This is a genomic window from Mycobacterium sp. (assembly GCF_052143115.1).
Lineage (GTDB): Bacteria > Actinomycetota > Actinomycetes > Mycobacteriales > Mycobacteriaceae > Mycobacterium.
The window spans coordinates 1-23,369 of record NZ_JBKQTQ010000024.1 but is presented as its reverse complement, the minus strand read 5'-3'; the positions used below and the strand labels follow the sequence as shown (position 1 = coordinate 23,369).

The 23,369-nt window shown below is 65.2% G+C and carries 23 protein-coding genes and 1 tRNA gene; 16 read left to right on the top strand and 8 right to left on the bottom strand.

Going from position 1 to position 23,369, the window contains the following annotated elements; translation table 11 throughout:
- The coding region (locus ACLQI9_RS02315) for an SDR family NAD(P)-dependent oxidoreductase (RefSeq protein WP_442390909.1) at nt 1-730 on the bottom strand (730 nt) is incomplete at its 3' end.
- A gap of 173 nt (nt 731-903) precedes the next feature.
- On the opposite strand from ACLQI9_RS02315, the gene ACLQI9_RS02310 reads away from it, so the two are divergent.
- A complete protein-coding gene (locus ACLQI9_RS02310) occupies nt 904-1,803 on the top strand; it encodes a LysR family transcriptional regulator (RefSeq protein WP_442378063.1) in 900 nt (299 codons plus the stop codon).
- Here the strand turns inward: ACLQI9_RS02310 and ACLQI9_RS02305 are convergent.
- The gene (locus tag ACLQI9_RS02305; RefSeq protein ID WP_442378065.1) at nt 1,782-2,393 is read right to left on the bottom strand and encodes a TetR/AcrR family transcriptional regulator; all 612 of its coding nucleotides are present in this window, start codon (nt 2,391-2,393) and stop codon (nt 1,782-1,784) included. The genes ACLQI9_RS02310 and ACLQI9_RS02305 overlap by 22 nt on opposite strands.
- The gene (locus ACLQI9_RS02300; RefSeq protein ID WP_442378066.1) at nt 2,377-3,714 is read right to left on the bottom strand and encodes an aromatic ring-hydroxylating oxygenase subunit alpha; all 1,338 of its coding nucleotides are present in this window, start codon (nt 3,712-3,714) and stop codon (nt 2,377-2,379) included. Before ACLQI9_RS02300 ends, ACLQI9_RS02305 begins: the two co-directional genes overlap by 17 nt.
- A 78-nt stretch (nt 3,715-3,792) precedes the next feature.
- Between ACLQI9_RS02300 and ACLQI9_RS02295 the strand changes: the two genes are divergently transcribed.
- On the top strand, nt 3,793-5,553 hold the full coding sequence (locus ACLQI9_RS02295) for an N-acyl-D-amino-acid deacylase family protein (protein WP_442378067.1): 1,761 nt from the start codon (nt 3,793-3,795) through the stop codon (nt 5,551-5,553).
- Between the two features lie 244 nt (nt 5,554-5,797).
- Here the strand turns inward: ACLQI9_RS02295 and ACLQI9_RS02290 are convergent, their stop codons facing one another.
- Nucleotides 5,798-6,373, bottom strand: coding sequence for a TetR/AcrR family transcriptional regulator (locus ACLQI9_RS02290; protein ID WP_442378068.1), 576 nt, complete (start codon nt 6,371-6,373; stop codon nt 5,798-5,800).
- A 93-nt stretch (nt 6,374-6,466) separates the two neighbouring features.
- Here ACLQI9_RS02290 and ACLQI9_RS02285 point away from each other — a divergent pair, with 93 nt between their 5' ends.
- Nucleotides 6,467-7,333 carry an oxidoreductase gene (locus ACLQI9_RS02285; protein ID WP_442378069.1) on the top strand — a complete coding sequence of 289 codons (867 nt, stop codon included), beginning with the start codon at nt 6,467-6,469 and terminating at the stop codon, nt 7,331-7,333.
- On the opposite strand, the gene ACLQI9_RS02280 is transcribed toward ACLQI9_RS02285, so the two are convergent.
- Nucleotides 7,309-8,730, bottom strand: a complete 1,422-nt coding sequence (locus ACLQI9_RS02280) for a protein adenylyltransferase SelO (protein ID WP_442378081.1) — start codon at nt 8,728-8,730, stop codon at nt 7,309-7,311. The two genes, ACLQI9_RS02285 and ACLQI9_RS02280, sit on opposite strands and share 25 nt — an antisense overlap.
- A gap of 37 nt (nt 8,731-8,767) precedes the next feature.
- On the opposite strand from ACLQI9_RS02280, the gene ACLQI9_RS02275 reads away from it, so the two are divergent.
- From ACLQI9_RS02275 to ACLQI9_RS02250, 6 genes are all read left to right on the top strand, one after another.
- A complete protein-coding gene (locus ACLQI9_RS02275) occupies nt 8,768-10,453 on the top strand; it encodes a glutamate--tRNA ligase (protein WP_442378070.1) in 1,686 nt (561 codons plus the stop codon).
- Between the two features lie 91 nt (nt 10,454-10,544).
- Entirely contained in the window at nt 10,545-11,813 is a 1,269-nt protein-coding gene (locus ACLQI9_RS02270) for a sulfotransferase family protein (protein ID WP_442378071.1), read from the top strand.
- Between the two features lie 27 nt (nt 11,814-11,840).
- Nucleotides 11,841-13,097: an MBL fold metallo-hydrolase gene (locus ACLQI9_RS02265; RefSeq protein WP_442378072.1), complete on the top strand. Its 1,257-nt coding sequence runs from the start codon at nt 11,841-11,843 to the stop codon at nt 13,095-13,097.
- Entirely contained in the window at nt 13,094-13,843 is a 750-nt protein-coding gene (locus tag ACLQI9_RS02260) for an SDR family NAD(P)-dependent oxidoreductase (RefSeq protein ID WP_442378073.1), read from the top strand. The genes ACLQI9_RS02265 and ACLQI9_RS02260 overlap by 4 nt, the downstream gene beginning before the upstream one ends.
- A 16-nt stretch (nt 13,844-13,859) precedes the next feature.
- Nucleotides 13,860-14,333, top strand: a complete 474-nt coding sequence (locus ACLQI9_RS02255) for a VOC family protein (protein ID WP_442378074.1) — start codon at nt 13,860-13,862, stop codon at nt 14,331-14,333.
- Nucleotides 14,334-14,353: 20 nt separating this feature from the next.
- Entirely contained in the window at nt 14,354-15,325 is a 972-nt protein-coding gene (locus tag ACLQI9_RS02250) for an LLM class flavin-dependent oxidoreductase (protein WP_442378075.1), read from the top strand.
- A 2-nt stretch (nt 15,326-15,327) separates the two neighbouring features.
- On the opposite strand, the gene crcB (ACLQI9_RS02245) is transcribed toward ACLQI9_RS02250, so the two are convergent.
- On the bottom strand, nt 15,328-15,687 hold the full coding sequence (gene crcB, locus ACLQI9_RS02245; protein WP_442378076.1) for a fluoride efflux transporter CrcB: 360 nt from the start codon (nt 15,685-15,687) through the stop codon (nt 15,328-15,330).
- Entirely contained in the window at nt 15,684-16,076 is a 393-nt protein-coding gene (gene crcB, locus ACLQI9_RS02240; RefSeq protein ID WP_442378077.1) for a fluoride efflux transporter CrcB, read from the bottom strand. The genes crcB (ACLQI9_RS02245) and crcB (ACLQI9_RS02240) overlap by 4 nt, the downstream gene beginning before the upstream one ends.
- Before the next feature lie 101 nt (nt 16,077-16,177).
- Here crcB (ACLQI9_RS02240) and pgm point away from each other — a divergent pair, with 101 nt between their 5' ends.
- The 7 genes from pgm (at nt 16,178) to ACLQI9_RS02205 (ending at nt 22,549) form a co-directional block, all read left to right on the top strand.
- Nucleotides 16,178-17,809 carry a phosphoglucomutase (alpha-D-glucose-1,6-bisphosphate-dependent) gene (gene pgm / locus ACLQI9_RS02235; RefSeq protein WP_442378082.1) on the top strand — a complete coding sequence of 544 codons (1,632 nt, stop codon included), beginning with the start codon at nt 16,178-16,180 and terminating at the stop codon, nt 17,807-17,809.
- Nucleotides 17,806-19,074, top strand: coding sequence for an MFS transporter (locus ACLQI9_RS02230; protein ID WP_442378078.1), 1,269 nt, complete (start codon nt 17,806-17,808; stop codon nt 19,072-19,074). Before pgm ends, ACLQI9_RS02230 begins: the two co-directional genes overlap by 4 nt.
- 71 nt (nt 19,075-19,145) lie before the next feature.
- Nucleotides 19,146-20,396, top strand: a complete 1,251-nt coding sequence (locus ACLQI9_RS02225) for an NAD(P)/FAD-dependent oxidoreductase (protein ID WP_442378079.1) — start codon at nt 19,146-19,148, stop codon at nt 20,394-20,396.
- A gap of 77 nt (nt 20,397-20,473) precedes the next feature.
- Nucleotides 20,474-20,546: transfer RNA gene (locus tag ACLQI9_RS02220), tRNA-Ala, on the top strand.
- 45 nt (nt 20,547-20,591) lie between these two features.
- The gene (locus ACLQI9_RS02215) at nt 20,592-21,755 is read left to right on the top strand and encodes a tyrosine-type recombinase/integrase (RefSeq protein ID WP_442378108.1); all 1,164 of its coding nucleotides are present in this window, start codon (nt 20,592-20,594) and stop codon (nt 21,753-21,755) included.
- A 263-nt stretch (nt 21,756-22,018) separates the two neighbouring features.
- A complete protein-coding gene (locus ACLQI9_RS02210; protein WP_442378109.1) occupies nt 22,019-22,246 on the top strand; it encodes a helix-turn-helix domain-containing protein in 228 nt (75 codons plus the stop codon).
- A gap of 165 nt (nt 22,247-22,411) precedes the next feature.
- The gene (locus ACLQI9_RS02205) at nt 22,412-22,549 is read left to right on the top strand and encodes a hypothetical protein (protein ID WP_442378110.1); all 138 of its coding nucleotides are present in this window, start codon (nt 22,412-22,414) and stop codon (nt 22,547-22,549) included.
- A gap of 414 nt (nt 22,550-22,963) precedes the next feature.
- Here ACLQI9_RS02205 and ACLQI9_RS02200 read toward each other — a convergent pair.
- On the bottom strand, nt 22,964-23,369 hold a 406-nt coding region (locus tag ACLQI9_RS02200), incomplete at its 5' end, for a helix-turn-helix domain-containing protein (protein WP_442390907.1).

Sequence of the window (23,369 nt, the reverse complement as noted above, 5' to 3'; positions counted from 1 at the left end):
TCGCTAGCTGACCACCGGTGACCTGCAGGATGGCGCCGTTCACATAGCTCGCTGCCGGAGAGGCCAGAAACGTGATGGCGTTGGCGATCTCGTCGGGCGAGGCGGCCCGCCCCAGCGCGGTGTAGGCGGCAAAGGCATCTGTAAGGCCTGGCGTCGCGTCGGTGCCGGGAGTTTCGGCCGGCCCGGGCTGCACCGCGTTCACCCGCACACCGGACCGACCGAATTCATCGGCCCAGACGCGGGTCAGTAGTTCCACGCCGGCCTTGCTGGCACCGTAGATGCCTCCGGTGCGAGACGGAATAGCGGCGGCGACGGTGCTGAGGTTGACGACGACGCCGTGGCCCCGCTCGGCCATGCCCGGCACCAACTTCTGCACCAGGATGTACGGGGCTCGCAGGTTGATGTTGATATGGTCGTCGAAGAACGCGTCGTCGGTGTCGACGGTCGTACCGAACTTGTAGACACCGGCGTTGTTGATCAAGATGTCGACCGATCCGGCCTCGGCGGCCAGTCGGCGCACGTCGTCGGCGTCGGCGAGATCGGCAGCGATGAAACGTGCTTTGCCCCCGGCGTTTTGGATCTCCTGCACGACCTTGGCGCCGCGTTCGGCGCTGCGCCCGTGCACTATGACCTCGGCGCCGAGCTGACCGAGTTGCAGTGCTACCGCCCGACCAATCCCGGCTGTCGCCCCGGTTACCAGCGCCGTCGAGCCCTCAAGTGTTGTTGTCATCTGCTTACCCCTTCGCGGAGATAGTTTGTGGATGCTGTGCGTAGCAGCGCACTCCCACCTCTTTTTAGTCCGAGACCGCCGAGAGGTTATGCGTCTTGCTTATCGGCGCGATTAGCGGCCGCTATAAGCTGGGCTGATAGCTAATCGGCTTCGGCGTGAGGCGGCCAGCGGTTATGGACTTTCGGGAACTCAGCGCCTTCGTGGCGGTCGTGGAAGAAGGCGGCATGTCCGCGGCCTCGCGTCGACTGCATGTCAGCCAGTCGGCGTTATCTCAGACGGTGAGCGCTCTGGAACGCGAACTCGGGGTGACGCTGTTAGAACGCACTAGCGCTGGCGTACGCCCAACCGAAGCGGGAACGACATTGCTCGTCGAGGCGCGTGCGGTCCTGGCTCGCTACCACCAGGCCCTGCGGACAATGAGCACCTTTAGCGCCGGATCCAGCGAGGTCATCAGGCTGGGCATCCCGTTAGAGCTGGCTCCTGACGTGCTCCCTACGGCGCTGGCCAAATTCGCGGTGGAATCGCCAAACACGCGCGTCGTTCCTCAGCACCTCTCGACGGCCGCACAATTCAAGGCGTTACGCAGCGATCAACTGGACGTAGGCCTGGTCCGAGAACGCCCCTCCGGATCGGAATTCGACGCGATGCTGGTCGCTCAAGAAGTTCTTGGCGTACTCATCTCATCGAAAGTTGCTGCGCGACTGGCCGACTCCGATGGTGTCCAGCTAGACCAGTTGGCTGAACTGAATTGGGTCGGCTTCCCCCGCTCCAGCAGCCCCGCCTGGTATGACGAGCTGACGGGCATCCTGCGTAGCCACGGCGTCGACATCGGACCGCCGGCGCCGGACGATCAAGTGCTGATCGCTGCGGTGAAATTCGCTGCGGTAAGCAGCGGACAGGCTTTCGCGCTGGCACCCGAGAACGTGCTGCAACCGCTGCCCGACAACGTGACGTGGTCACCGTTAGCCGGTCAACCAGTGGTGCGCCGTACCTGGGTGGTGTGGCCGGCGGAATCGCGGCGGCGCGACGTCGGCCGTCTGATCGCGTCATTTCAGCCACCCGAAGGCATCTGACTCAGCAGTGCGTTGAGCCCGTATTCGAAGACGGCGTCGTAGTCAGTGGGGGACTGGAGTGCCTGGACGAGCGCTTGGTCGGGCCAGTCGTCGTCCCACAGCGAGGGATCTTCCTCCTCGTGTTTGGCTCCCCGAACGGCCGAGAACTGCATCACCGCAGACGATATGACGTGAACCTGTACCGCTCGCAAGACGAGTGCGGCATCGGTTCCGGTCACGCCCAACTCGGCCAGCTGGGCCGCCAACGTCTGCTGAATCGGCAGAAACAGCGTCGGCGTGCGATCGCGTTCGTGCGCGATGGCAAGCAGGTGTTGTCGATCAATCAGCGCCCTACGCTGCGAGCGGGCAAGTGTGGCAATGCGTTCGATTGCAGTGTCACCCTCGATGGGCAGATGCGCCATCTCGCTGAGCAATCGGTCGACCAGGCTGTCGAAGAGTTTGTCGCGACCTCCGACATGCCAGTAGATCGACGTGACTGCTACCCCGAGTTCCTCAGCGAGGCCGCGCATGGTGAACGCCTCCACGCCATGCATTTCGATCAGACGGGCAGCGGCGTCGAGGATCGTCTCCGCGCTAACGGGCTCTGTCACCGATCTCACCACCTCGGATCATCCGCTCGGGCTCGGGTAACTCGAGGTAGCGTTCCAGGTTGCGGTGCGTGTTGATCACTCGCCGTTCCTCGTTGGACAACGTCAAGTGCGTGAACCCGGGCTGGTGCAGGCCGCGCTGAAGTCCGGCCAACACCGTAATGTCCTGCGTCATCACCAGACCGGGTTCGGCTTCGTTAGCCGTCATCCGCACGTCAGCGGGCTTGATTCGCGGCGCGCCCGGCGGCATACGAGTCCACAAGAACATCACCTGCTCGCCATGATCGGGGTCGGGCCCCGGATGTGAGGCCATCACCGTCAAGTGGTCGGCGTTGGCCAGCAGCGTGAGATTCGGGAAGACGTTGTACTGGTGCAGCCGCATTACCTGGTCGGTGCTGGCCCAGCTCAGGTCCACACCACGCTCGGCGGCGAAAGCTCTTGTCCGTTCGGCGATTACATCCATGGCCGACTGGCCCGGTTGGTTGCCCGGGAACGGGGTGCCCTCCGCAACGCCCATCAGCGCCCCTTGGGTGCAGACGTAGGCGTCCCACACCTCGGCGTCGGTCGGCCTGTGCTTGAGATGCGGGCTCGGCACGCCGTAAAGCTGCTCGGACTTACCGGTGTGCCCCCAAATCACCTGCGGCGCATAGACGTCATCCATGCAGAGGTGCAGCTCAGGATGCAACGTCTGCACATGATAGGTCTCGCTGTAGCCGTCGGCGATCGTCTTCCAATTCGCGTCGACTTCGATGGTCATGGTGCCATAGCACCGGAAGTCGCCGACCCCGAGCCAGGCGATGTCGTTCGGCACGACCTCCAGGTAGTCGGTCAACGGCGACGCGTTGACGTCGAGATTGACAAAGACCAGCCGCTCCCAAGTGTCGACGCGGACCGCGATTAGCGGCAGCTCAGACAGCTGCAACGTCCCGAAGCCCTTGCGGTTCGGGACCCGCTTCAGAACGCCGCAGAGATCCCATGTCCAACCGTGATAACCACAGCGCAGTTCACGCAAGCCCGCACCCGAGCCGGCACACAGCGAGTTGCCCCGGTGACGGCACACGTTCTGGAAAGCACGGAGCGTCCCGTCGTCGCCGCGGACGATCAGTACCGAGTAGGGGCCGCAACGGTATTCGAAATAGTCGCCGGGTTCGGCGACGTGGTCGACCGTGCAGGCGAGCTGCCACACCTTCGGCCACATCCGCTCCACCTCGAGCTGGGCAAACGCGGGGGAGTAGTAGCGCTCCGCGGGCACCAGGGTCGGGCGTTGTGGTGGCGTGCCGATCGCATCCTCTAGCCGAGCATCGCGCGTTGCGTGGGTCGTCATCGAAGCACTCCCGTCGCTTCTGTAACGGTGTTACATTGGTCCACTGTAGCGGTCGGCAGCGCAGGCAAGGGAGCAATTGTGTTCGACCTTAAGATCACGGGTGGCACTGTCGTGGACGGAACCGGCGCGGACCGATTCGCCGCCGACGTCGCCATCAAAGACGGAAGAATTGTCGAGGTTCGTCGCCGCGGGCCGGGCAGCCCGCCGCTGGAAGGCGAGGCTGCCGAGACGATCGACGCAACCGGAAAGATCGTCGCGCCCGGATTTGTCGACATCCATACCCACTACGACGGCCAGGTCAGCTGGGACGACATGCTGGAGCCGTCCAGCAGTCACGGCGTGACCACTGTCGTCACCGGTAACTGCGGGGTCGGCTTCGCGCCGGTGCGCCCGGGCACAGAGGATTGGTTGATCGGCCTGATGGAGGGTGTCGAGGACATCCCCGGCAGCGCACTCACCGAGGGCATCTCATGGGGCTGGGAGAGCTACCCGGAATACCTCGATGCCATAGGGAGAAAGAACTTCGCCGTCGACGTGGGCAGCCAGGTGGCTCATGGCGCGGTCCGCGCCTACGCGATGGGCGAGCGCGGCGCCCGCAACGAGCCCGCGGCACCTGCCGACATTGCGGCGATGGCGCGCCTGGTGCAGGAGGCCGTCGAGGCCGGCGCGCTGGGCTTTTCGACCTCCCGCACCATCGGTCACCGCGCCATCGACGGCGAGCCGGTTCCGGGTACCTACGCCGCAGAGGATGAGCTGTTCGGGCTCGGCCGGGCCATGGCGGCCGGCGGCCAGGCCGTCTTCGAGCTGGCCCCGCAGGGCGTGGCGGGCGAGGACATCATCGCGCCCAAGAAGGAACTGGACTGGATGCAACGCCTCGGCGCTGAGATCGACCGGCCGATTTCATTCGGCATGATCCAGGTGGACGCCGCGCCGGATCTGTGGCGCGAGCAGCTGGACATCTCGGCCGCCGCCCACGCGGCGGGCAGTCGGTTGTATCCCCAGATCGCTGCACGACCGTTCGGCATGCTTTTCGGCTTTCCCGGGCATCACGCCTTCACCCACCGCCCGACCTTCCGCCGGCTGAAAGGCGAATGCAGTCGCGATGAGCTGGCGCAGCGTCTGGCCGATCCCGCCGTCAAGGCTGCGATCCTGTCCGAGGACGATCTGCCGCCAGATCCAAACCTGTTGTTCGACAACATGTTCGCCCTCGCTCAATACTCGCTCGGCCGGCTCTACGCGCTGGGGGATCCCCCCGACTACGAGCCGACCGACGAGCGCACCGTGGAGAAAATCGCTGCGGAGCGTGGCGAGGACCCATTGGCCACGCTCTACGACCTGATGCTCGAGTCCGACGCAACGTCGATGCTGATGCTGCCGTTCTACAACTACTCCCACGGCAACCACGACGCGATCCGTGAAATGCTCACGCATCCTGCGGGCGTGGTCGGGCTGTCCGACGGCGGCGCGCACTGCAGCATGATCTGCGACGCGTCGTATCCCACCTTCCTGCTGACCCACTGGGCGCGGGATCGTCACCGGGGCGAGAAGCTGCCAACGGAGTACGTGATCCGCAAGCAGTCGCGCGACACCGCGCAGCTTTTCGGGCTCTCTGATCGTGGTGTCGTCGAAGTCGGAAAGCGGGCCGACGTCAACCTGATTGACATGAATGCGCTCACCCTGCATGCGCCCCGGATGGCCTATGACCTGCCGGCAGGTGGCAACCGGCTCGTGCAGGGTGCCTCCGGCTACAGCGCAACGATCGTCAACGGCGTCGTGACCCGCCGCGACGGCGTCGACACCGGCGCTCGCCCCGGCCGCTTGGTGCGCGGCGCGCGCTAGGCGTTGCTGACGTCGTGCCGCTCGGCGTTTGCCTCACCGGCAACTATCACATCAGCCACAGGAGTCTCGCCAGCTTTGGGATGTCCGTTGTGCCCGCCTTTGAGCGACAAATCCGTTGCGCGCTTTAAGTTGTCGCTCGAAGGCGGGCAAATTGTGTGCCGGCTCCACCCAGAAATTCGTGGGGCAGATGTGACAGCGGCAGCCCGGCACGCCGCTGATGAAGCGACAAATCACGGTTCGAGGATCAGCGGGCGAGCGCTTGATCGATCAGCGTCTCAGCTGCCGCGCGAGCGTGCACCCACGGCGACAAGTCGTCCAACGACGTAGCCAGTGCTGCCGCACCTTCGTAGAGCACGCTGAGCTCGTTGCCCAATAGTTGCGGGTCGGCGGCGCCCGCTTGGTTTGCCAGCTCGGTCAGTCCGTCGATGAAGCTGCGCTTGCTGGTACGAACAATCTCTTGAACTCCCGGCATCGATCCTGCTGCCTCGACGGCAGCATTGTGGAACGGGCAGCCCCGTAGCGGTCCGCCGCGTGCGGGCCCTTGGAAAACGGCCAGTAAGCGCTCGCGCGGCGTTTGCTCGCTGGCGTCCGCCAAGGGGCCGGGGACGCGGTCTTCGATGCTGCGCAGATATTCCTCCACCACCGCCGTCTTGCTCGGAAAGTGTTGGTAGAGAGTCCGTTTGGAGACCGACGATTCGGCCGCGAGTCGCTCAACGCCGGTGGCGTTGATGCCCTCCCGGTAGAACAACTCCGCCGCAGCATTCAGGATGCGCTGGCGCGCGCCACGGCCTCCCTTGGTCGCCACTTGCTGCTTGCTCATACCCGGAGTATACCGAGCGGTTTACATCGGCCGTCAAGTGGTGTAGCGTGGCGGCCGGATAGAAGTACACCAATCGGTTTACTAGGAGTGGACATGACAAAACGATCGCCCGTGGTATTGGTTACCGGCGTCTCCTCGGGAATCGGCCGGGCCGTCGCCGACGCGTTCGCCGCGAAGGGCTTCGAGGTCTTCGGCACGAGTCGTAACCCGCGAACAACGCAACCGGTCGCCGGGGTGGAATTGGTCCAGCTCGACGTCACCGACGACGCGTCGGTCGCCGCGGCGGTATCCACGGTCGTCCAGCGTGCGGGCCGCATCGACATCTTGGTGAACAACGCCGGTGCCGGTGTTTTCGGCGCCGCGGAGGAGACGTCGACCGCACAGGCGCAACAGCTCTTCGACACCAACTTCTTCGGATTGGTCAGGTTGACCCGCGAGGTACTGCCTTACCTGCGCGCACAGCGCAGTGGTCGCATCATCAACATCGGCTCGGTGCTGGGCTTCCTGCCGTCGCCCTACGGCTCGCTGTACGCAGCCTCAAAGCACGCGGTCGAGGGCTACTCGGAATCCCTCGATCACGAAACCCGCGAATTCGGTGTGCGGGTTTCCGTCGTCGAGCCCGGCTACACCAACACCTCTTTCGAGGCCAACGCGACCGACGCCGATTCGCCGATCGACAGCTACGCGCCCGTTCGCGAGCACGTCAAGCAGGTCATCGCCAAGGCGGTACGTGCTGGGGATGACCCCGCGGTCGTGGCACAGGCCGTCCTGAAGGCGGCGACCAGCCGTACGCCGAAGTTGCGGTATCCGGCCGGACCCTTGGCGCGGCGGCTGGCGTTGCTGAAGAAGTTTGCCCCGGCTGGCCTGCTGGACAACGGAGTTCGCAAAGCGAACAAGTTGACGAAGGCGCCCAAGCCAGCCTCCTCTTCGAAAGCTCAGGTGCCGCAGAAGGTTCGGTAGGTGCCGAAGTCTTCGGGAGCTGGACTGGCGTAGCGCTCGAACCCCGCTCGTTCGTCGTAAGGGGCGGTCACGGCGACGAGCAGCCGTTGGAGCGGATCTAGGTTGCCTCCCGTCGCCGCGGTCAGGGCTTCCTCGACGAGATGGTTGCGCGGAATGTAGATCGGGTTGGCGCGATCCATTGACTCGGGGTCGGGGCTGAGCGCTCGCCACCGTGACGTCCACTCGTCGAAGCCGGCGGGCCCGGCATCGCCGCGGGCAGACCGGCCGAGGTCGCGGAAGAACGAGGTGTAATCCACCTGGCTCTCTTTCAGCAGGGGCAGTAACGCGTCGACCAAGGACGTGACGGCCGCGCCTTCGACGTCGGCGGGCAGGCCCAGTTTGGCTCGCATGCCGGACGTCCAGACCGTGGCGTACTCGTCCCGGAAGACACCGAACGAGTTCTCGGCGAGCGCAATGCCCTCTTCGACGCTGTCGGAGAGCAGCGGAAGAAGCGCCTCGGCGAAGCGGGCGAGGTTCCACCCGGCGATGGCGGGCTGATTGCCATAGGCGTAGCGCCCCCAGTGATCGATCGAGCTGAAGACCGTGTCGGGGTCGTAGGCCTCGATGAAGGCGCACGGTCCGTAGTCGATGGTTTCGCCGGAGATCGTCATGTTGTCGGTGTTCATCACCCCGTGGATGAAACCGATCAGCATCCAACGGGCCACCAGCGAGGCCTGGACTCGGGCCACCGCCTCGAACAGCGCGAGGTAAGGCTGATCGGCGTCGGCTGCCTCGGGATGGTGGCGCGCGATCGCATGGTCGGCCAGGCGTCGCAGCAGGTCCAGATTGGCGGTGGCCGCAGCGTATTGAAAGCTCCCGACGCGCAGGTGGCTGGTGGCGACGCGGGTGAGGACGGCGCCCGGCAGAAGCGTCTCGCGCTGCACCGGCCGTCCCGTGGCGACCACGGCCAAGGATCGCGTCGTCGGCACACCCAGAGCGTGCATGGCCTCACTGACGATGTATTCGCGCAGCATCGGTCCCACCGCCGCGAGGCCATCACCGCCGCGGGCGAACGGTGTGGGGCCGGAACCTTTGAGGTGGATGTCGCGGGTGCGCCCGTCGGCGCCGACGAGCTCGCCCAGCAGCAGGGCGCGGCCATCGCCCAGCCGCGGCACGTAGCCGCCGAACTGGTGACCGGCGTAGGCCTGGGCCACCGGAGCGGCATCGCCGGGAACCAGGTTGCCCACCAGGAAGCGCAGCCCGTCTAGAGTCCGCAGCCAGGCAGCGTCGAAGCCAAGCTCGGTGGCAAGCGGCTCGTTGAGTGCCAGCAGCCGCGGGTCGGGAAATGTCTCGGCCTGCCAGCGGGTCGCCATCTCCGGCAAGTCGCGGAAGAAGCGGTCTTGCAGAGTAACGGTCATATCCGGAGCGACGCTCACATCACCACCCTACGGAGGCGTGACTAACATCGACCTGGCAAACCGTCCCGATAGGAGCCGTCACCGGATGCTGGAGCCGCATGAGGTCGACAGCCTCTTTCCCGCCGATCTGCCTGAGCCGGGCGAGTGGGAAGAGCGCTATCCGCCCCGCGAGCTGCCCGCCGGCGCTGAAGTGACCCGGCTCGGACCGTCACCGACCGGGTTCATCCACCTCGGCGGCATCTACACGGCGATGATCGACCGCGCCGTGGCGAACCAGACCGGTGGTCGCTACTTCGTGCGTGTCGAGGACACCGATCAATCCCGGGAGGTGCCGGGAGCATACGAACAATTCGCGCGCGCATTCGGCTACTTTCGGGTCCCTCCCGACGAAGACGACCAGACCGGCGCATACGGCCCCTACCGCCAGTCGGAGCGCGCGACGATCTACCTGACCTACGCGCGAGAAATGCTGCGATCCGGCAAGGCGTACCTGTGCTTCGCCACGCCCGAAGAGCTCGCCGAAATTCGAGCGCGCCAACAGTTGGCCAAGCTTCCAACCGGCTACTACGGGGACTGGGCCATCTGGCGCGACGCCGACGTCGCAGCCGTGCGGGAGAACTTGGCGAAGGGTTTGCCGTATGTGGTGCGCTTCCATTCACCTGGCCGCGCGGGTGGGCGGACCTCGTTCACCGACGCGATCCGTGGCGAGTTGTCCATGGAGGCCAACTACAACGACGCGGTCATTCTCAAATCGTCGGCGGGGGAGCAGCTGCCGACTTACCACTTCGCCCACGCCGTCGACGATCACCTGATGCGGGTCAACCTGGTGATCCGGGGCGAGGAGTGGCTCTCGTCGGTGTCGCTGCACCTTCAGCTTTTCGAAGCGCTGCAGTTCCAGCCGCCCACCTATGCGCACATCGCCCTGCTGATGAAGCAGATCCCGGGCGGCAAGCGCAAACTGTCCAAGCGTAAGGACCCGGAAGCCGACGTCGACTTCTACATCAGGGCCGGATATCCCGCTGACGCGGTGCTTTATTACCTCCGCGGCCTGGCCAACGGACGCCTTGCTGAAATGCCTCTGCCAGAAGCGCTCGCCGCGCCGATTTCACTGGCCGAGTGCGGCGGCGCCGGCCCCTTGGTAGACCTCGTCAAGCTCGAAGACATCAGCGCCGACTACATCGCGACGTTGAGTGGGCCGGAGATCTACGCCGCCGTGACAGCGTGGGCAGCCGAGTTCGATCCCGAGCTTCATCGGGTGATCACATCTCATCCGGACATGACACTGGCCGCTCTTGCCGTCGAACGCGAGGGGGTCACCAACCCGCGCAAAGATCTCCGCAAATGGTCGGATTTTCGTGCCGCGTACGGCTTTTTCTTTGCCGACCTGTTCACGCTCGCGGGCGCTGCCGATGCCCAGCTGGGCGGGCTCCCGACCGACCTGGTCCGGTCGTTCGCGGGTGCCTTCGTCGCCGATTACCGGGATATCGATGACTCTGCTCAGTGGTTCCAGCAAGTGCGAGACCTCGCCCAGAAGTTCGGCTTCGCAAGCAGCGCAAAGGAATACAAGCAGAGCCCGGACGCCTATCCCGGTTCGATTCGGGAAGCCTCGCAGCTGATCAGGGTGGCGTTGACCGGGTCGACCAAGAGCCCCGACCTATTCCAAGTCGCGCGCGCACTTGGCCGCGAGGAGGTCATTCGGCGAATCACCTCGCTGACCGCTTAGCGCTGATCGACATCGCAACCACCCCGTCGTCTGGGGATGGGAGCGGAGATGGTCGAATAATTGACACATTCAATGTCGAGGAGGCGGTCGCATGGGCTCACCGGGCGACGTCGCTGACATCGACTTCGACGATCTGACGTCGCCCCAGCTGACCGATGCCCAGCGTCAGATTCTGGAGTTCACCGAGGCCAGAAAAGTCGACTTCGACATCGACCAGATGCTTGCCGAAGCGATCGACCAGGCCTCGGTGGGTGACGACCTGGACGACGGCGACGGCTTCACTGACCGCTTGGCCGCGCACGTGGCCGCGATCGAGGCCGACCAAGGTCTGACCCAGCTCGCCCGTTCTTCGCTGCGGCAACGAGTGGTTCGCCTGCTGCGCAACCGGCTCTCGCTGACCGACCTCATCAAGCGGTATCCCGACATCGAGTCGATTCGGATCGAGAAGCCGTTCATCGTCGTCGGAATGCCGCGATCCGGCACCACGCATCTGGTCAATCTCATCGCCGCCGATCCGCGCCGCCGCGCGCTGCCGTACTGGGAGAGCCAGGATCCGATCCCGGCGCTCGGTCAAGGCCCGGACATTTTCGGCGTCGACCCTCGCTACGCGCGAGCCAAGTCCGAACACGACGCACTGATGGCGAGCGCCCCCGTCGTGGCCGCCATGCACGACCGGTTCCCGGAGGCGATCGAGGAGGAAGTCGAACTGCTCGACCTGGATCTGGCCGGCTACGTTCTGGAATGGCATGCCCGCGTGCCGGACTGGCGGGACTATTACCTGAGCCTCGACCAACACCGGCACTACGCCTACATGAAGAAAGTCCTGCAGGCGTTGACATTTCTGCGTGGACCGCAGACGTGGGTCCTCAAAAGCCCGCAGCACTGCGAGCAGCTCGGCCCGCTGATGGCCACCTTCCCCGACGCGACAGTGGCCTTCACGCACCGCGATCCCGTCGCGGTGATCCAGTCGGCGGTCACGATGATGGCCTACTCCGACCGACTGCGCCGGACCAGTATCGAACCGGACTGGCTGCTGGACTACTGGACCGACCGGGTGCACCGGCTGCTCAGCGCATGCGTGCGCGACCGTGACCTGGTGCCGGCCGAACGTAGCATCGACATCAGCTTCCACCACCTGAACGGCAACGAAATGCCGTTGCTCAATGAGCTTTACGGTCGCAGCGGCGTCGAATTGACCCCGACGGTGCGCTCACGCTTCCAGCGTTACCTAGGTGGCAATCCGCGCGGCAAGCACGGCCGTATCCGCTACGACCTGCAACGCCATTTCGGCGTCTCGCCCGACGAACTCCGTGGCCGGTTCGACTTTTATTTCGACCGGTTCGACGTCCGGCCCGAATAGTCTGCACACGAGGAAAGAGACGTCGCGATGAGTCAACGGTTCGAACCGGTCTACCGCAGCCGGCCGGGCGCCGACGGCCTGCGCCCGGCCGCCGCTGAAAAGGCCGAGCAGATCGCCCCGGGGCTGTGGTGCTCGCCGGGTCTGTCGAATTCCTACCTGTTGACCACCGATGACGGCCGGGTGATCATCAACGCCGGCATGGGGTTCGAGGGGCCGGTGCACCGCGCCAACTTCGACGCGGTGGACTCCTCGCCGGTGCGCTACATCATCTTCACCCAGGGGCACGTCGACCACGTCGGCGGCTTGGACAGCGTGCGGGACCCGGATACAACGGTTGTCGCACAAGCGAACTGGACCTTATGGCGAGACGATAACGAACGCCTCATCCCGTACCGGGCCAGCCGCAGCGCCTTCGCCTTCAAAGACACGTTGGCGACCGGCATCCGGGCCATTCAACGCCGGCTCGGCACCAAGCATCTGCCGGCCCAGAGCGTTCCCAGTGTCGATCTCGACTTCGAAGACACCCTCACGCTGGAGGTCGGCGGGCGGCGCATGGAGTTGATCTCCGTACCCGGTGGGGAGACCAACGACTCGCTTGTGGTGTGGCTCCCGGACGAGCGGATTTGCCTGTGCGGGAATACTTTCGGTCCGATCTTCGGGCATATCCCCAACCTGGTTACGATGCGAGGTGACCGGTACCGGGACGCGTTGACCGCCATTGCCTCGGTCGAACGGGTTCGTGATCTGCAAGCCGAACTCCTGGTGACCGGCCACTTCGCGCCGATCTCGGGCGCCGAGCGCATCAACGCGGAGCTGACCCGGCTGCGCAACGCCATCCAGTACATTCACGACCAGACGGTCGCCGGGATGAACGCTGGCAAAGACGTCCTGACCCTGATGCGGGAGATCACCTTGCCCGCGGAATACGAAGTGGGTCAAGGCTATGGAAAGGTCGCCTGGGACGTGCGAGCCATCTGGGAGAACTACTCGGGCTGGTTTCATCACCGGTCGACGACCGAGCTCTACTCGGTTGGTTTCGACGCCGTCAGCGCCGACGTGGTCGAATTGGCCGGCGCCGACGCGCTCGTGGAACAGGCGCGCGCACATCTCGGTGCGAGCCGCCCACTGCATGCCATCCACCTTGCCGAGCTGGTCTCTACGGCGCAGCCGGACCATCCGGGGGCGCGCCAGGTGCTCAGAGAAGCCCACGAAAAGCTCCTGGCCGATACGACGAACTTCTGGGAAAGAGCCTGGCTGACAGAACAAATAGCGAGAAACACATGACAGCTCAGATCAGTTTTGATTTCACCGGCACCGAGGCGCTAATCACCGGCGGCACCAGCGGTATCGGGCATGCGACTGCCGTGTTGTTTCGGGACGCCGGGGCAGAGGTCACCATCACCGGGACTAAACCGGCCGCGGCGGACTACGACGTCGATCTGTCCGGCATGACCTATCGCCAATTACAGATCACCGACCACTACTCGGTGGACGCTTTGGCCCAGCACTTCACCCGGCTGGATGTGCTGGTCAACAACGCGGGAGCGAATTTCCCGGGCGGCCTTGACGAGTCGAAGCCGGATGGGTTCGAGGCGTCGGTCGCGCTGAACCTGACCGGTCCCTACCGCCTGACCGTCGCCCTCTACCGCGCGCTGAAGGCATCGACGGCCACCGGAGGCGCCAGCGTGGTCAACCTGGCGTCGATGTCTGCGTTGCGAGCCGTTCCGCTGGTGCCCGGCTACGGCGCCGCGAAAGCCGGGGTCATCGACGTCACAAGAAATCTCGCCGTCAAATGGGCTGGCAAGGGGATCCGGGTGAACGCGGTCGCGCCCGGCACCATCGACACGCCGATGACCGCACCCATGCATATCGCGGAGGAGCTGGTCGAGTCCGAACTGGCTCACATCCCGTTGCGGCGCTTCGGATCCGTCGGGGAGATAGCACCCACGGTGGCTTTTCTGTGCACCGAGCAAAGTAAGTACACCAGCGGCGCGGTCTTCGTCGTCGACGGCGCATCGGACTGCATCTGAAACCAGAAGGAAGACAATGGCATTCGCATTGCAACCGGAGGATTACTACCACACCGGCATCGTGGTACCCGATCTCGAGGCCGCGATGGCCCGCCTCAGCGCGCTGGCCGGCTACCGGTGGATCACCCCGTTGACATACACGCTGCCGTTTCGCACCGCGAACGGAAGCCGCGAACTCACCTCGACGTTCGTCTACTCGCTGCAGAGTCCCCACCTGGAACTGATCCAGCAGGTGCCCGACAGTCCGTGGACTGCGGCGCCGGGCAACTCCGTCCATCACCTCGGATACTTCACCGACGATCTGGCCGAGACCGCACGGATGCTGGAGGCCAACGGCTTCACCTTCGAAGCCACCGCCGATACTTCTCCGCCGGATCTGGCGCTGTTCGCCTACTACATCGACGCGTTCGGCACCCGCATCGAGATCGTCGACCGCGCGCTGTTCCCCGACTTTCCCGCGTTCCTGCAGTCGGTGGCGGCGCCGGCTTAGAGCCTGACCGGAGGTCGGACATGCTGCTGACAGTGCTGCGCTTCAACTTCGCCTCGCCGCACGGAGATCCACGCACGCAAAGCGAACTGGTCCGTGCCGCAATCGAATTGGCGCAGTGGGGGGAGTCCCGAGGAATCACTACCGTGAGCGTCGACGAGCACCACGCGACCGGGCACGGATGGAGCTGTAACCCGATCATGGCGGCGGGGATGTTCCTGGCGCGAACCTCGACAATGATCGCCAGCGTGGACTGCGCGCTCGGACCGTTGTGGAATCCGGTTCGGCTCGCCGAAGACATCGCACTCGTCGACAATATGAGCCGCGGTCGATTGCACACCACCGTAGGTCTGGGCTACCGCACGGTCGAATACGACGCCTTTGCAGTCGATTTCGGCCAGCGCGGCACGCTGATGGACAGCCTGATCGAGCGAATGCTGTCCGTGTGGTCAGGAGCCGATTCAGAGGCCGGGGTCTGCACCGGCACCTGGACGCGTCCACATCCGCCGCTCTACGTCGGGGGAGGCGCGCGCGTCACGGCGCGGCGAGCGGCGCGTTTTCGCCTTCCCCTCAGCCTGGCCGACCATCTGCCCGACGTCGCCGCCTACTATCGCGAGCTGTGCGCTGATGTCGGGATTGCGCCCCTGGTCATCATGCCCGGGCCGATCAACCGCGGCATGATCTACCTGCATGAAGACCCCGACCGAGCATGGGCCCAGCTCGGCGAGCACATTCTCTGGGAGGCAGTCACTTACGGCGGGTGGTCGCAAGACCAACGCTCGCTCATGCACCTGCCCGGGGTTCAGACGCTGGACGAGGTCAGGGCGTCGGGACGATACCGTTTCCTGACACCCGACCAGCTCATCGCCGAAGTCCGCGACGGCGCCGACTACGGACCGATCGTGCTGCACCCGCTGGTCGGCGGCATGCCAATCGACGAAGCGTGGAAGTCGGTGCAGCTGCTCGTCGACAACGTCATGCCCGCGCTCACCTGACGTCAGAGTCGTCCCGCGATCCATTGTCCGAGCAGCGCGGCGGCGATGCCTAACACAATGCTGGCGACGAGATTGGCGACGGCATGGCGGACCTGCCGTTCCTCACCGAGCCGCTGGGTCTCCAACATCCAGGTGGAGAACGTGGTGTAGGAACCGACGAAGGCGGTGTCGGCGAGCAACGCGGTATGCCGGCTCAACGCCAGGCCTCCTAGGAGGCCGAGAAGCGTAGCGCCGCTGATGTTCACCGTCAGCGTTCCGAACGGAAACGAGCGCGCTGCCCGTCGGGCCACCGCGCCGTCCACCAGAAACCGCAGCACCGCCCCGGCGCCGCCGGCGAGCAGGACGCCAACCCAGACGATCATCGCACCGGTACTCGGCGCACCACAGCAGTGGCCAGATACACCGCCAGCAAGCCCAGCAGGATGCTGGCGGCGGTGTATCCGGCGGCCAGACCGTAGTCATGGTGTTCGATCATTTTCAGCGTTTCGACCTGCATGGTCGAGAACGTGGTCAGCCCACCACACAGCCCGGTCCCGAGCAGGGGCCGGCGATAGCTCGACAACGGCAACCGCTCCAGCAGCCGCGTCGTGAAGTAGCCCACCAGGAAGGCGCCGACGATGTTCACAATGAACGTCGGCCAGGGCCAGCGCGTCGGGTCGGCGACCACCAGGCTGGCAAGGCCGGTGCGCGCCAACGTGCCCAGCGCGCCGCCTACGAAGACGGCGGCCAACTCGCGGTAGTCGTATGCCACTGAGTCGATTCCCTTCGTTTGCCGGTGCGCTACGCAGCGTATGGCGGAACTCCAACTGACGCAGCCCCAGGGGGAGGCGCGTGCAGGCAGAATTGGTAGCCATGGTGGACAACCCGCGTGCCGGTCAGTTGGCTCAGCCCGAAGACCTCGTCGATCTGCCCCATCTGGTCACGTCGTACTACTCAATCGAACCCGATCCCGACGACGTCGCTCAGCAGGTGGCGTTTGGCACGTCGGGTCACCGCGGCTCGGCACTTAATGGAGCATTCAACGAGGCCCATATTTTGGCGATCACTCAGGCCATCGTCGAGTACCGCGCCGCGCACGGCACCTCCGGGCCACTGTTCATCGGCCGCGACACGCATGGCCTCTCGGAACCGGCCTGGGTGTCGGCGCTGGAAGTGCTGGCCGCCAACGACATCGTCGCCATGATCGACTCGGCCGACCGCTACACGCCGACGCCGGCGGTCAGCCACGCGATCCTCACCTACAACCGCGGCCGCACTGAGGGGCTGGCCGACGGGATCGTGGTGACGCCGTCGCACAACCCGCCATATGACGGCGGGTTCAAGTACAACCCGACCAACGGCGGTCCCGCCGAAACCGATGCGACGAACGCAATCGCCAAGCGTGCCAACGAGATTCTGCGCAATGGTGAGACGGTGAAGCGGGTGCCGCTGGCCCGCGCGCTGCAGACCGCCCAGCGCCACGACTACATGGACGCCTACGTCGACGACCTGCCGAACGTGGTCGATGTCGACGTCATCCGCAAGGCCGAGGTACGGATCGGCGCCGACCCGCTGGGCGGGGCCAGCGTCGACTACTGGGCCGCGATCGCCGAGCGGCACAACCTCGACCTGACAGTGGTCAATCCGCTGGTCGACGCGACGTGGCGGTTCATGACGCTCGACCACGACGGCAAGATCCGGATGGACTGCAGCTCGCCGGACGCGATGGCCTCGTTGATCGCCAACCGGGACCGCTACCAGATCGCCACCGGCAACGACGCCGACTCCGACCGGCACGGCATCGTGACCCCCGACGCCGGGCTGATGAACCCGAACCACTATCTGGCCGCGGCCATCGACTACCTCTACACCCACCGGCCGTCCTGGCCGGACGGCATCGCCGTCGGCAAGACCGCGGTCAGTTCATCGATCATCGACCGGGTGGTCGCCGGCATCGGCCGCAAACTCGTCGAGGTGCCGGTCGGGTTCAAATGGTTCGTCGATGGTCTGATCGGCGGAACCATCGGTTTCGGCGGCGAGGAGTCGGCGGGGGCGTCGTTCCTGCGGCGCGACGGTTCGGTGTGGACCACCGACAAGGACGGCATCATTCTGGCGTTGCTGGCCGCCGAGATTCTGGCCGTCACCAGCGCCACGCCGTCGCAGCGCTATGCGGAGCTGACCGCGAAGTACGGCTCCCCGACCTATGCGCGGATCGACGCGCCCGCGAATCGCGAGCAGAAGGCGCGGTTGGCAAAGCTGTCAGCGGACCAAGTCAGCGCCACCGAGTTGGCGGGAGAGCAGATCACCGCAAAGTTGACCACCGCGCCGGGCAACGATGCGCCGCTGGGCGGGCTGAAGGTGACCACTGCCGACGCCTGGTTCGCCGCACGGCCATCGGGCACCGAGGACGTCTACAAGATCTACGCCGAATCGTTCCGCGGCCCGGAGCATTTAGCCGAGGTTCAGCAAGCAGCCCAGGAGGTTGTGGATAAAGTCATCGGGTGACCGTCGTCGCTCGCCGCGCTCGCTTCAGCGCTTGGCGTCGCAAATCGACGGGTCTGCCGCGTGAAGCCTGGGTGCTGATCTGGGCCAACGCGGTGGCCGCGCTTGGCTACGGTGTGGTGTCACCGGTGTTGCCGGCCTTTGCACGTACGTTCGGGGTGAGCCTCGGCGCGGTGACGTTCTCGATCACGATTTTTTCGGTGATGCGGCTCTTCTCCGCCCCGCCCACTGGACTGCTGGTGCAGCGGCTGGGGGAGCGGTGGGTCTACGTGGCCGGGCTGCTGATCGTGTCGGTGTCCACCGCCACATGCGCGTTCGCCCAAACCTATTGGCAGCTACTGGTATTCCGCGCGATCGGCGGCATCGGGTCGACGATGTTTTTCATCTCCGCGCTGGGTCTGATGATCCGGATCAGCCCGGCTGACGCGCGCGGGCGGGTCGCCGGGCTGTTCGTCAGCTCGTTTCTGATCGGCTCGGTCGCCGGCCCGCTTGTGGGCAGCCTCACCGCAGGTTTGGGGCTCAAAGCACCGTTTCTGATCTACGGAATTTTGGTGCTGATCACAGCGATCGTGGTCTCGTATAGCTTGCGTCGGTCGACGCTGGGTGCGCCCGCCGAGCACGCGGAGCCGGCGGTGACGGTGCGTGCCGCGCTTCGGCACCGCGCGTACCGCTCGGCGTTGGCATCGAACTTCGCGACAGGCTGGGCGGTGTTCGGATTGCGAATGGCCATCGTGCCGCTCTTCGTGTCGGACGTGTTGGGCCGCGGTCCCCGGATGACGGGTTTGGTGCTGGGGATGTTCGCGCTCGGCAACCTGGTCGTGGTGTGGCCCAGCGGCTATCTGTCCGACCAGATCGGCCGGCGCAGCCTGGTGATCGGCGGGCTCCTCGCCTCCGGGGTGGCGACCATCTGGTTGGGCGCGTCGTCGTCGGTGCCCGTCTTCCTCGTTGCGGCGTGCGTGGCGGGCGCGGCCTCGGGCGTCTTTACCTCACCGCAGCAGGCCGCGATCGCCGACATCCTGGGCAGCACGGCACGCACGGGCACCGCGGTAGCGACGTTTCAGATGATGGTTGATCTGGGCGCCATCGTCGGATCGTTGTCGGTGGCTCAGATCGCTGAGCACCTGAGCTACGGGTGGGGGTTTGCCATCAGCGGGATCGTGTTGCTGGCCGCGGGGGTGGCCTGGATGTTTGCACCGGAAACCCGGGTGGTGGGTCACACGCCGCCGCCCGCTGAATGGGAGACCGGGACCGCGTCGGAACTGGCCTGAGCAGCGTCGACGGCAATGAGCGGGTATCCGCGCCACCATGGACATCGACGTCGTCGCTCGGGAGGTTCTTGATGGCTGACATCCACCGGATCCGACCGCGATCAGCGATCGTGGTGGGTGCCGGCATCGTGGGGTTGTCGACGGCGTGGTTTTTGCAAGAGCACGGGGTCTCGGTGACGGTGGTCGACCGCACTGGCGTCGCGGCGGGCGCCTCCTGGGGTAATGCCGGATGGATCGCTCCGGCGCTGGGTCTCCCGCTCAACGACCCGCGAACGCTGCGATACGCGCTGCGATCATTGCCGAATCGCGCTGCGCCGGTGCGGATTCCACTGAGCACCGATCCGACCCTGTGGAGATTCTTGCTGCGGTTCGCCGCGAACTGCCGGGAGTCGTCATGGACGCGCGCAGTGCGGGCGAACCTGACGCTCAACCACGAGTGCATGGCGGCTTACGACGAGCTGGTCTCCAACGGGGTGGACGCCCCCATCACCGACGCACCGATCACCGCGTTGTTCCGCAGTTCTGCAGACGCCGAACATCTGCTCGAGCAGCTGCAGCGTTTACGGGACGCCGGACAGCCGAGCTCCACCACGGAACTCACCGGTGCGGAGTTGCGTGAGCAGGTGCCGCTGGCCTCGAGCGGAGTAGCCGTCGGTGTCCGCATCAACGGTCAGCGGTTCGTCGATCCCGGACGGTTCGTGCAGGCGCTGGCTCGCTCGGTCGTCGAACGTGGCGGGGCACTGGAGACCGTGGATGTCGCCGACGTGCGGGCGTCGGAGAACGGCGTCCTCGTGCAACCCGCCAATGGTCCCGCGCTGACGGCCGACGTGGCGGTGATCGCGACCGGCGCGTGGTTGCCGGGACTGGTCAGGCGCTGGGTTCGGGTTCCGGTGCAGGCCGGCCGTGGCTACTCGTTCACGGTGCCGTTGGAGCGTCAGGTTTTCGGGCCGATCTATCTGCCGGATGTGCGCGTGGCGTGCACGCCGTTGAACGGAAAGCTGCGGGTCACCAGCATGATGGAGTTGCGACGTCCCGACGCCCCCGCGTCTGCTGGTGTGGTCGATGCCATGGTCGATGCGACAAGCCGGTTCTTGGACGGAGTTCGCTGGGCGGAGCGCGACGAGACCTGGGTTGGCCCGCGTCCGTTGAGTCCGGACGGGCGTCCGCTGGTGGGTCAGGTGCTGGAGAACCGCATCTTCGTCGCAGGTGGACACGGCATGTGGGGCATGAAGCAGGGACCGGCGACCGGGCGGCTGTTAGCCGAGCAGATCACCACCGGCAAGCAGCCGCCAGGGCTGCGCGAATTCGACCCGCTGCGCTAGCGCGATCACGCGGGCCGCGTGACCAGCGACTTTGAAGGCTGGCAGACCGTGGTGTAGCTTCGATGGGCACAACATCCGGGGCTATGGCGCAGCTGGTAGCGCACCACACTGGCAGTGTGGGGGTCAGGGGTTCGAGTCCCCTTAGCTCCACTTATTCACGCAGGTCAGACGGGTTCGGTAGTAAGATCCTGGTCTATGACAAGTAAAAAGACAAGTGATTCGTCCCGCTGGGCCTCCATCCGCAAGCGCCAGCGCACCGACGGGAGCATGTCTTACACCGTCCTGTACTGGCAGGACGGCAAGCAGTCCCCACTAACGTTCCGCGACGAGCCATCCGCCGAAGCCTTCAAGTTGGCTATCAAGGCGCACGGCGTGCGGCGGGCATTGGAGATGCACGGCTACGAGATCCGCGCCGCCGAGTCCGAGACGCCGGAGCTGACCGTGGCGGAGTGGATCCGCCACCACATCGACCACCTGACCGGGATCGAGCAGTACACCCTCGACGTCTACGAGAGGTACTTGAAGAACGACATCGCGCCGACCCTGGGACTCATCCCGTTGGCCCAGCTGTCCGAGGAGGACATTGCCCTGTGGGTCAAGGGTCTGGAGACCACCATCCGACCGAAGACCGGACGTGTGCTGAAACCGAAGTCGATCCACAACCTGCATGGGTTCCTCAGTGGCGCTCTGGGTGCCGCCGTCCCCAAGCACATCCCGGCCAACCCGGCGGCTGGCCGTCGGCTGCCGCGCACGACCGGTGATGCCACCGAAGGCGAGGACGACGACGATCTGCGGATGTTGACCCATGCCGAGTTCGCCAAGCTCTATGAGGCCATCATCGAGGCCTACCAGCCGATGCTGAGGTTCATGGTGGCCTCCGGTGCCCGGTGGGGCGAGGTGACCGCGCTCAAGCCCGGTGACATCAACCGCGAGGAGGGTACCGTCCGGATCCGACGGGCGTGGAAGTACAGCCCCACCAAGGGCTACTACATCGGGGCCACCAAGACCGTCAGGAGTGACCGCACCATCAACGTGTCCGTCGACCTACTGAACGATCTGGAGTACGACGGCCAGCCCTACGTGTTCCAGAACGCCCACGGGGGACCGGTTAGGTACCAGGCTTTCCGGCCGATCTGGGACCGTGCTGTCGCCAAGGCCAAGCTGGATCCGGCACCGACACCGCATGCGTTGAGGCACACCTGCGCGAGCTGGATGTTGGCTTCCAATATCCCGTTGACCACGGTGTCACGGCACCTCGGCCACGAGTCGATCAAGGTGACCGCCGATCTCTACACCCACGTTGACCGAGCGGCCCACCAGGCCGCCGCTGACGCGATGGCCGCGATCCTGGCGCAGTGACGCGCTGCGCCGCAGTCCCGGTGCGCGTTGCACCAAAGCGGCCCTCTGGACCCCCAATTTCGCTTCGTGCGGAAAATTTTTTTTGAGGAATCTTCTTTGCCTAGCCGAGCTAGCCATTTTCGGCATCGAGCCTGGTAGGTGTCTTTTGGTGCCGGAAGGCGTTGGGAAGCTATTTGACTAGTATGTGACTACCTCTGGACGACCCCTCCTCGCCCCAAAAAGCTGCGTTGACAACGCTTTTCGGCTGTCTAGTGTCGACGCACATGCACATCGAGTTAGACCAGGACGGGCTTCGCCGTCACGCCAACGCGGCGGGGGTCGACATCTACAAGTTCTACGGTCGACAGCTCGCCGAAAGAACGGGGCTTTCGCAGCCGGGGATCTCGACGGTCCTCAAGGGTAAGACCAACCCAGGTGCGAAATTCGTGGCTCACGTCTTGGGCGTTTTCGGTACCGCCGCGTTCACCGACATCTTCCGGATCGCGGACTGATGACTGGCCGCCAGACCCTGACCTTGGACGAGGTGGCCGACCAGTACCTCCCTCCGCACTGGACAGACGGACCCCGGTGGCTGAGTCGTCGCCTCAACAGGGGCGAATTGCTCGGCGTCAAGATGGGCCGGACGTGGATGATGACCCCCAGCCAATATCGAGTTCATGCTGACCACGCTCGGCAACGACGACAAGATCGTCGAGCCCGAGTCGGAGCCCAAAGACACTGAGCCGACGACGATCTCGTTCGCCGACGCGCTTAGTCCTCGAAGCCGATCCCGGCTGAAGCGGGTCGCCCAGTGATCACACCGTCAATCCCGGGCGACCAGACCGCGCACTGACGTATTGGAATAGACGTGGCGTTTCTTCGATTCAGGTGGGGTCATCAGCACCCTGATGAGCCTCTGCTGATGCACTGGGCTCCCGAGCAGCTGCAGTACGTTGGTCGCGCTGCTCGATCCCCTTCTCCGGGCTGGAGAGACCGAAGACATGCACCTGGCTGCGGCCAGCGTTGCGAGGGACGTCCACCTGGCCGCCACCACCGCCGCCACGGGGATTCACTACGCCCGCAAGAAAACTCGGTACGGCACCGACCGCTACCGGCGGAAGAACGACCCGCTGTTCACCCACCACTACGTCACCCGCGCCATGGATCTGCTCGCCGACGCCGGACTGATCGAGCACACCCTCGGGCAGTGGCAGACCGGGTGGGAATCCTCAGCACGGGCAACCGAAGGCGGCCAGCTTGCTCGATTTCGGGCGCCGGGCCCGCTCGAACGCGGCCGCGTCGGCGACCAATGCCCGGTACCCACCGCGGCCACCATTGCGGGCAATCTCCCGCGATACCGTCGACGACGGTCGATCAATGCGCTCAGCGATCGTCCGCCCCGACAGCCCAGCCGCGATCCCGCGTGAGATCTCCTCACGCTCGTCCACAGACAGATGACCGACCCTGCGCCGTCGCGGGATCGGCGGCATCCCGCCCGATTCACGCAGGTATCGCCGGATCCGCGGCAACGTCTCACCCAGCGTGCGCTCCATCTCGCGAATCGCATCACCCCGCCGCCACATCGCCCAAATCAGCGCTTGCTGCTCGACGTCAAACCCAACCGGACCCACACCC

Bases quoted from the DNA above. Each gene is read 5' to 3' on its own strand.
- ACLQI9_RS02310 (WP_442378063.1), top strand. From the start codon at position 904: ATGGACTTTCGGGAACTCAGCGCCTTCGTGGCGGTCGTGGAAGAAGGC.
- ACLQI9_RS02300 (WP_442378066.1), bottom strand. From the start codon at position 3,714: ATGACGACCCACGCAACGCGCGATGCTCGGCTAGAGGATGCGATCGGC.
- ACLQI9_RS02290 (WP_442378068.1), bottom strand. From the start codon at position 6,373: ATGAGCAAGCAGCAAGTGGCGACCAAGGGAGGCCGTGGCGCGCGCCAG.
- ACLQI9_RS02285 (WP_442378069.1), top strand. From the start codon at position 6,467: ATGACAAAACGATCGCCCGTGGTATTGGTTACCGGCGTCTCCTCGGGA.
- ACLQI9_RS02280 (WP_442378081.1), bottom strand. From the start codon at position 8,730: ATGACCGTTACTCTGCAAGACCGCTTCTTCCGCGACTTGCCGGAGATG.
- ACLQI9_RS02270 (WP_442378071.1), top strand. From the start codon at position 10,545: ATGGGCTCACCGGGCGACGTCGCTGACATCGACTTCGACGATCTGACG.
- ACLQI9_RS02265 (WP_442378072.1), top strand. From the start codon at position 11,841: ATGAGTCAACGGTTCGAACCGGTCTACCGCAGCCGGCCGGGCGCCGAC.
- ACLQI9_RS02260 (WP_442378073.1), top strand. From the start codon at position 13,094: ATGACAGCTCAGATCAGTTTTGATTTCACCGGCACCGAGGCGCTAATC.
- ACLQI9_RS02255 (WP_442378074.1), top strand. From the start codon at position 13,860: ATGGCATTCGCATTGCAACCGGAGGATTACTACCACACCGGCATCGTG.
- ACLQI9_RS02250 (WP_442378075.1), top strand. From the start codon at position 14,354: ATGCTGCTGACAGTGCTGCGCTTCAACTTCGCCTCGCCGCACGGAGAT.
- crcB (WP_442378076.1), bottom strand. From the start codon at position 15,687: ATGATCGTCTGGGTTGGCGTCCTGCTCGCCGGCGGCGCCGGGGCGGTG.
- pgm (WP_442378082.1), top strand. From the start codon at position 16,178: ATGGTGGACAACCCGCGTGCCGGTCAGTTGGCTCAGCCCGAAGACCTC.
- ACLQI9_RS02225 (WP_442378079.1), top strand. From the start codon at position 19,146: ATGGCTGACATCCACCGGATCCGACCGCGATCAGCGATCGTGGTGGGT.
- ACLQI9_RS02215 (WP_442378108.1), top strand. From the start codon at position 20,592: ATGACAAGTAAAAAGACAAGTGATTCGTCCCGCTGGGCCTCCATCCGC.
- ACLQI9_RS02210 (WP_442378109.1), top strand. From the start codon at position 22,019: ATGCACATCGAGTTAGACCAGGACGGGCTTCGCCGTCACGCCAACGCG.
- ACLQI9_RS02205 (WP_442378110.1), top strand. From the start codon at position 22,412: ATGCTGACCACGCTCGGCAACGACGACAAGATCGTCGAGCCCGAGTCG.